The sequence below is a fragment of the Methylomonas sp. BG-2 genome (assembly GCF_057766305.1).
The window spans coordinates 1-6,331 of sequence record NZ_JBYMAP010000225.1 but is presented as its reverse complement, the minus strand read 5'-3'; the positions used below and the strand labels follow the sequence as shown (position 1 = coordinate 6,331).

At 58.6% G+C, this 6,331-nt stretch carries 7 protein-coding genes; 6 read left to right on the top strand and 1 reads right to left on the bottom strand.

The features are described from left to right. The 5 genes from AC3B8H_RS17140 to AC3B8H_RS17120 form a co-directional block, all read left to right on the top strand. Nucleotides 1-382 (top strand): VPLPA-CTERM sorting domain-containing protein (locus AC3B8H_RS17140; RefSeq protein ID WP_488442758.1); only part of this gene is annotated, 382 nt, incomplete at its 5' end. A gap of 81 nt (nucleotides 383-463) precedes the next feature. Further along, nucleotides 464-1,141, top strand: coding sequence for a transaldolase family protein (locus AC3B8H_RS17135; protein WP_488442757.1), 678 nt, complete (start codon nucleotides 464-466; stop codon nucleotides 1,139-1,141). A gap of 12 nt (nucleotides 1,142-1,153) precedes the next feature. After that, nucleotides 1,154-2,716 carry a SulP family inorganic anion transporter gene (locus AC3B8H_RS17130; RefSeq protein WP_488442756.1) on the top strand — a complete coding sequence of 521 codons (1,563 nt, stop codon included), beginning with the start codon at nucleotides 1,154-1,156 and terminating at the stop codon, nucleotides 2,714-2,716. Nucleotides 2,717-2,979: 263 nt separating this feature from the next. Continuing rightward, nucleotides 2,980-3,525: an REP-associated tyrosine transposase gene (locus AC3B8H_RS17125; RefSeq protein ID WP_488442755.1), complete on the top strand. Its 546-nt coding sequence runs from the start codon at nucleotides 2,980-2,982 to the stop codon at nucleotides 3,523-3,525. 184 nt (nucleotides 3,526-3,709) lie between these two features. After that, nucleotides 3,710-3,883 (top strand): hypothetical protein, encoded by a 174-nt coding sequence (locus tag AC3B8H_RS17120; RefSeq protein WP_488442754.1) that lies wholly within the window; start codon nucleotides 3,710-3,712, stop codon nucleotides 3,881-3,883. Here the strand turns inward: AC3B8H_RS17120 and AC3B8H_RS17115 are convergent. Continuing rightward, the gene (locus AC3B8H_RS17115; protein WP_488442753.1) at nucleotides 3,880-4,548 is read right to left on the bottom strand and encodes a Crp/Fnr family transcriptional regulator; all 669 of its coding nucleotides are present in this window, start codon (nucleotides 4,546-4,548) and stop codon (nucleotides 3,880-3,882) included. The two genes, AC3B8H_RS17120 and AC3B8H_RS17115, sit on opposite strands and share 4 nt — an antisense overlap. Nucleotides 4,549-4,734: 186 nt before the next feature. On the opposite strand from AC3B8H_RS17115, the gene AC3B8H_RS17110 reads away from it, so the two are divergent. Then, nucleotides 4,735-5,118, top strand: coding sequence for a hypothetical protein (locus tag AC3B8H_RS17110; protein ID WP_488442752.1), 384 nt, complete (start codon nucleotides 4,735-4,737; stop codon nucleotides 5,116-5,118). Nucleotides 5,119-6,331 lie beyond the last annotated feature (1,213 nt).

Here is a 6,331-nt window from a genome sequence, read left to right as displayed (position 1 = left end):
TGTCGACGATTTGTTTGGGAATCACGGTTTCGGCGTCGGGGGAGCGCCGGCCAACCAGTTCACCGCGTCTATCCTGGCCGTGACCCAGGTCGAAGCCTACGAGCAAATCGTCGGCTACACCACCGAATGGGTGTCGGTATACATCGGTACCGAATACAGCGATCCGAATTGCCAGGAAGACGGTTGCCCGCTTCAAGACGTTTACGAACGGATGCAAGTCGAAACGCCGATTTACGAGTGGTACGACATTCCGGGCTACGCTACCGTCGCCATCGACAGTTTGAGCATTTCCGCCAACCTGGAACCGGTGCCGTTGCCGGCCGCGGCCTGGTTGTTCGGCGGCGGCTTGCCGTTCTTGCTGGTCCGCCGCCGCAGGGTTTGACGGCCCGATCGCGGCCGATTTGCTTTCCCGGCCGGCATTCTCAATAATCGCAAGCTGTTTTGACTGTCACGGATTGCGATTATGTTCGAACTTTATTTAGATAGCGCCGATCTGGGCGCGATTCATGCCCTCGCCGCCAGCCTGCCGCTGGCCGGCGTCACCACCAATCCAAGCATTCTGGCCGGTAGCGACCAAGGCTTGCGGCAATTGCTGCCGGCCTTGGCCGATATTTTCGGCGGACAGTTACGCATACACGTGCAGGTCGTGGCGGTGACGGCCGAAGCGATGGTCGCCGAAGCGCTCGAACTGGCGGCATTGCCCTACGACATCGTCGTCAAGATACCGGCGCATGGGGCGGGATTGGCCGCGATCAAGCAAATTAAACGACAGCACGACATTCCGGTGTTGGCGACCGCGGTCTACACCGTGCAGCAGGGTTGGCTGGCGGCGCTGAACGGCGCCGACTATCTGGCGCCGTATCTCAATCGCATCGACAATCTGGGCCAGGACGGGCTCGGCGTGGTGGGGGATTTGCAAGCGCTGGTCGACCGGTACGGACTGCCCAGCAAATTGTTGGTGGCCAGCTTCAAAAACGTGCAACAGGTCTTGCAGGTCTTGAAGCTCGGCGTCGCGTCGGTGACGCTGCCGCCGGACATTGCCCGGGCCCTGCTGGCCGCGCCGGCCACCGATCGCGCCGTCGAGACCTTCTCGCTGGATTGGCGAGGCGTACACGGCGAACGCCTGTCGTATCAAAGTTAAGCCGGAACAGCGATGCCAAACGATGCACGCGCGCCGTTCCGCTGGTGGCGGACCGGCGATCTGGACGGCTTTTTCGGCCTGTTCGTCGATAACTTGATTCAGTTGATCCTGATCGCGGTGTTGTGCGGCAACCTGCTGCAAATGCCGGCCGATCTGGTGTTCGGGCGGATCTTGCCCGGCGTCGCGGTCAGCCTGCTGATCGGCAACGGTTTTTACGCCTGGCAGGCGCGCCGGCTGGCGCTGGCCACCGGCCAGACGCACGTGACCGCGTTGCCCTACGGCGTCAACACCGTGTCGTTGTTTGCTCACGTGTTGTTCGTGATGAAACCGGTGCTGGAGCAAAGTCACGATGTCGAACTGGCCTGGCGGGTCGGCTTGGCGGCTTGTCTGGGCTCCGGCGTCATCGAACTGGCCGGCGCCTTCGCGGCCGGCTGGGTCAAACGCATCACGCCGCGCGCGGCCTTGCTGGCGACGCTGGCCGGCATTGCCATCACCTTCATCGCGATGGATTTTTGCTTCCGGATCTTCGCCCAACCCTTGGTTGGCCTGCTGCCGCTGGCGGTGATTTTGCTGCAGTACATCGGCCGATTGCGTCTGCCCTACGATGTGCCGGCCGGTCTGGTCGCGGTAGTGTTGGGGACCGGGTTGGCCTGGAGCTTGGGGCGGATGGACCCCGCCGCGCTGAGCACGGCCTTCGTGCTGCAGCCGCAATGGCCGGGGCTGTATCTCGGCGACTTGTTGGATGCGACCTTCTCGAATTACCTGCTGCAATTCCTGCCGGTGATCGTGCCGATGGGCTTGTTCAATCTGATCGGCTCGCTGCAAAACCTGGAAAGCGCCGAAGCGGCCGGCGATCGCTTCGACGTGCGTAGCTCGCTGGCGATGAACGGCGTCGGTACGATCGCCGCGGCCTGCTGCGGTAGCGTATTTCCGACCACGATCTACATCGGCCACCCCGGCTGGAAGAAAATGGGCGCCGGCGCCGGCTATTCGGTGGCCAACGGCGTCGCCGTCACCGCGCTGTGCCTGTTGGGGTTGGTCGGCTGGGTGGCGGCGTTGGTGCCGGTCGAGGCCGGCGCGGCCATCTTGCTGTGGATAGGCATCACCATCGCCGCCCAAGCCTTTCAGGCCACGCCGGCCGAGCATGCGCCGGCGGTGGTGGTCGGCTTTTTCCCGGCTCTGGCGGGCTGGGGCTTGTTGATGCTGGAAAGCGGCTTGCGCGCCGCCGGCGCCAACGTCGAAACGGTCGGTCTGGCCGCGTTGGCGCAACAGTTGCCGATAGCCGGCTTGATTGCGCTGGAACGCGGCTTTATTTTCACGTCGATGATCTGGTCGGCGCTGACGGTATGTTTGATCGAAGCCCGCTACCGCGCCGCCGCGAACTGGGCACTGGCCGCCGCCGCGATCAGCGCCACCGGCCTGATGCATGGCTACGCGATCGCCGGCGGCGCCATCGTCAACGCCTACGGCCCCGCCACGACCTGGCCCTTCGTCGCCGGCTACGCAGCGATGGCCGTGGCGTTTTTTGGTGGGGGGTGGTGGGCTTCTTGGAAAAAATCGGGAGTACAAATCTAGATTTTTACTCCGGCAGGTTACCGGCGTCGTTTTGGGGGCCTGAGTTTGGGCGGGCACTGGCCAAGCCCTCGCAATCCGCTGAGCTTTTGCCGTCAAGCGTTTTTCTAAGTCTATATCGACACGGTTGCACCTCGGTCGCCGGCTACGCGGCGATAGTGTGAGGGCTTTGGTCGCCTGGACATCTCCCGGAGTACAAATCTAGATTTGTACTGCCGATAAATTTCGTTAGACTCGGAAAGCGACTTTTCGGGGAGCTGATGCCGATGTTAAAGAAAGGTCTACACGCGCCAGCGCATTTGCAACTCGATCATGCGCGGTATTTCGTCACCGGAGCGATTTACCGAAGGCGGCCACTGCTACGAGAACACGGCGTTAAACAACATTTGTTGGAAACCATGCGGGACTGTCTGGCCGAAAAAGCTTGGCAACTTGAACACTGGGTAATACTCGACAACCACTACCATCTGCTGGCGACCAGCGCGCTTGGGAGCGACTTGCCAAAAATCTTCCGCAAGCTGCACGTGTTGTCGGCCCGCCACATCCTGGCCCGCCAACAATGTGAATTACCGATATGGTGGAATTATTGGGACTACTGCCCGCGCGACGAACGCGACTACTTTGCGCGCTTGAACTATCTGCTGAACAATCCGGTTAAGCACGGTTACGTGAGCGGCCTGGAGGACTACCCGTATTCCAGTTTTCGGCAAACCTTGGCGAGTTTGGGGCGCGAGCGTTTGGCTAGGCAATTTACCGAGCATGCGGATTTTCGGAATCTGAATTTGCCGGAAGACCGCGACGATTTGCCGTAGTACCCATTCGAGTGCGCATTCCGGGCGCTGAAGCCGGCAATCACTGGAGTACAAATCTAGATTTGTACTCCGCCTCGGTGACTTAGTCACTGAGGGCCATTCAACCTGGCGTTACATTGGCATCGTCCGTCGCCGTCAACCGGTATCGCGGGCGTCCGATCACTAATAACGGTAGGTAATGGCTATGAAAGAATTGATCTTTGGTTTTGCCGAGAGCATTTTGCAGATGAATCTACGCGATCCGCACGACATCCCGTTTGCGTTGCCGCTGATGTTGGCGGCGATGCTGGGCTTCGTGCTCGGGTTTATTTTTATCCAGTTGGTCGGCAACGAGCAACGTCAACAGCGCGACGATTAATCGCCGCCGGCCAACAGGCCTCGCAACGCGGCGGCGTCGACGATTTCGATGCTGCCGCGCTGCAAACTCAACCAGCCCAGGCTTTCGAAACGCTTCAAATGCCTGGACACCACTTCCCGCACCGAGCCCAGTTCCAGCGCCAGTTCCTGATGGGTTTTCCGGATCGTGGGGGAGTCGGCCGCCAGCAGGGTTTGCGCCAGGCGCTGGTCGATGCTGGCAAAGCTCAATGCAGCCATCCGTTTGATCACGTCGGCCAGTCGCGTCGAAAAATTGCGGAATACAAACTCGCGGAAGAACGCCGATTGTTGCAAACAGCGGTGAAACACGTGGGCCGGGATCGCGAACGCGCTGATGTCGGTTTCGCTATAGCCCTCGGCCGGATACTGGCTGTCGCCGAGCAGGCAGGAGGTGGTCAGTACGCAGGAGTCGCCCGGCAACACTCGGTACAACAACACTTCGCGGCCGTCGGCGGACAGAATCTGCGCCTTGACGCTGCCGGACAGCAGCAGCAAATAATGTTCGCAAGTCTTGCCCGGATAAAACACCTGTTGGCCGGCCGGCACTGTCACCAGCGTCGCGGCTTCCATCAACTGCGCTACCACCGCGTCCCGGCAGCCGGCGAATTCCGGGAAGTGGTTTTTCCAGGCGTTGGCGTGTTTGAGCATGGGGGCTCCGGCTGGGTTTTGGTGTGGCGTTGGATTATAAAGGGATTAGGGTTTGATGGTTGGGGCTGTTGTGTGCTTGGTTAGTCTGTTAGAATTCATAACTAGGTATATCACGCCGTACCGTGTGAATTGCCGAATTGTCTAATAGTTGGTTAGTTAATCAATTCATTTCACGGAACATCCAAATTGAATACTGAGGCCATCGTTGTCACTGTCATTTCCTCATTAATATCAGGTATTCTGGGAGCGGTGCTTTCGACTTGGTATTTCTATAAACTTGAACGCCACAAACTTAAACTCGATCTCGCTCGTCGCCTCCTCGGTAACCGTTTTAGTATTTCCGGCGATGCCTTTTCCTGTGCGATGAACGAAGTGCTTGCCGTCTTCGCTGACTCTGACACAGTCCTAGAGCGAATGGGGAAACTGTATGAGGCGTTGCAGGCTCAGGGCAAACCAAATGCGGAAGTCGCACTGATCGATTTCCTCAAGGAGGTTTGCAAGGCGTCTGGCCTCACGCAGAAGACACTGAACGACTCCTACCTGATCAAGACCTTTAATGCTCGTAACTAAATCTAGCCGGGTCATAGGATGAACAACGTGAAGCGCATCGATAGCGTAGATTGACGCCCGCTCGTTTTAAAGGCTTTTGTTTTAATCGTTTCGCTGTTGCGAAAGCTAATTTTTAATGTCGGGTTTCGGCCCGACAGCCGAGATACTTTTCTTTGCTTGTCCAAAGAAAAGTATCCAAAAGAAACGACACCCCATGCCGCTTTGATCCTGCGCGCCTGCGGGTTTGAGCGGGGTTTTCGGAAGGGCTGTCCTAGCCCTCCGAAAACGCGCGGCATCCTTGCCGCGCCCCTGTCGGGCAAATCCCGCTCAAACCCTCCGGTGCTCGGCGCGGCATCAGGGGGAGAGAACCGTCTCGGTTGCAACGTTGCTTATCCTATCCGGCTAGCGTGGCGTGGTAGGGTACGTATCGCGTGCGGTTTCGGTTGGTGCCGGAAGTTCTGGAGTACAAACCTAGGTTTGTACTCCGAAGCCAGGACCATAGGATGTGCTGAACAACGTGAAGCGCATCGATAGAGTAGATTGACGCCTGATCGTTTTAAACGCTTTTGTTTCAATTGTTTCGCTGCCGCGACGGCTCGTTAAATGTCGGGTTTCGGCCCGACAGCCGAGATACTTTTCTTTGCTTGTCCAAAGAAAAGTATCCAAAAGAAACGACACCCCATGCCGCTTAGCTCACTCGGCACATCCCTGTACCTCGCCCTGCGGGTGCTGTCGCATGCAAATCGGCTATCCTGCCGATTTGTCCTGCGCGCCTGCGGGTTCGAGCGCGGTTTTCGGAAGGGCTGTCCTAGCCCTCCGAAAACGCGCGGCATCCCTGCCGTGCCCCTGTCGGGCAAATTCCGCTCAAACCCTCCGGTGCTCGGCGCGGCATCAGGGGACAAAAACCGTCGCGGTGGCTATGTTGCTCAACCGATTCGGGTAGCGTGCTAGGGTTCGTATCGCGTGCGGTTCCGGTTGGTGCCGGAAGTTCTGGAGTACAAACCTAGGTTTGTACTCCGAAGCCAGGCTGGGTTTGCCGTGAGTGCGAGGTAGGAATCGAGTACGGTTCGAGTCGAGCAGGGTGGACACGGTGTTTGTGTTCGTGCGAATTGGAAGCCAATTTGTCTTGTGCTTCCCCTACCGGTGGTGCTCATGCAAATCGGTTATCCCGTCGATTTGTCCGCTTAAACCCTCCGGTGCTTGGCGTCGCATATCGCAGGTGCTCAGTCGAGCA

Bases quoted from the DNA above. Each gene is read 5' to 3' on its own strand.
- AC3B8H_RS17135 (WP_488442757.1), top strand. From the start codon at position 464: ATGTTCGAACTTTATTTAGATAGCGCCGATCTGGGCGCGATTCATGCC.
- AC3B8H_RS17130 (WP_488442756.1), top strand. From the start codon at position 1,154: ATGCCAAACGATGCACGCGCGCCGTTCCGCTGGTGGCGGACCGGCGAT.
- AC3B8H_RS17125 (WP_488442755.1), top strand. From the start codon at position 2,980: ATGTTAAAGAAAGGTCTACACGCGCCAGCGCATTTGCAACTCGATCAT.
- AC3B8H_RS17120 (WP_488442754.1), top strand. From the start codon at position 3,710: ATGAAAGAATTGATCTTTGGTTTTGCCGAGAGCATTTTGCAGATGAAT.
- AC3B8H_RS17115 (WP_488442753.1), bottom strand. From the start codon at position 4,548: ATGCTCAAACACGCCAACGCCTGGAAAAACCACTTCCCGGAATTCGCC.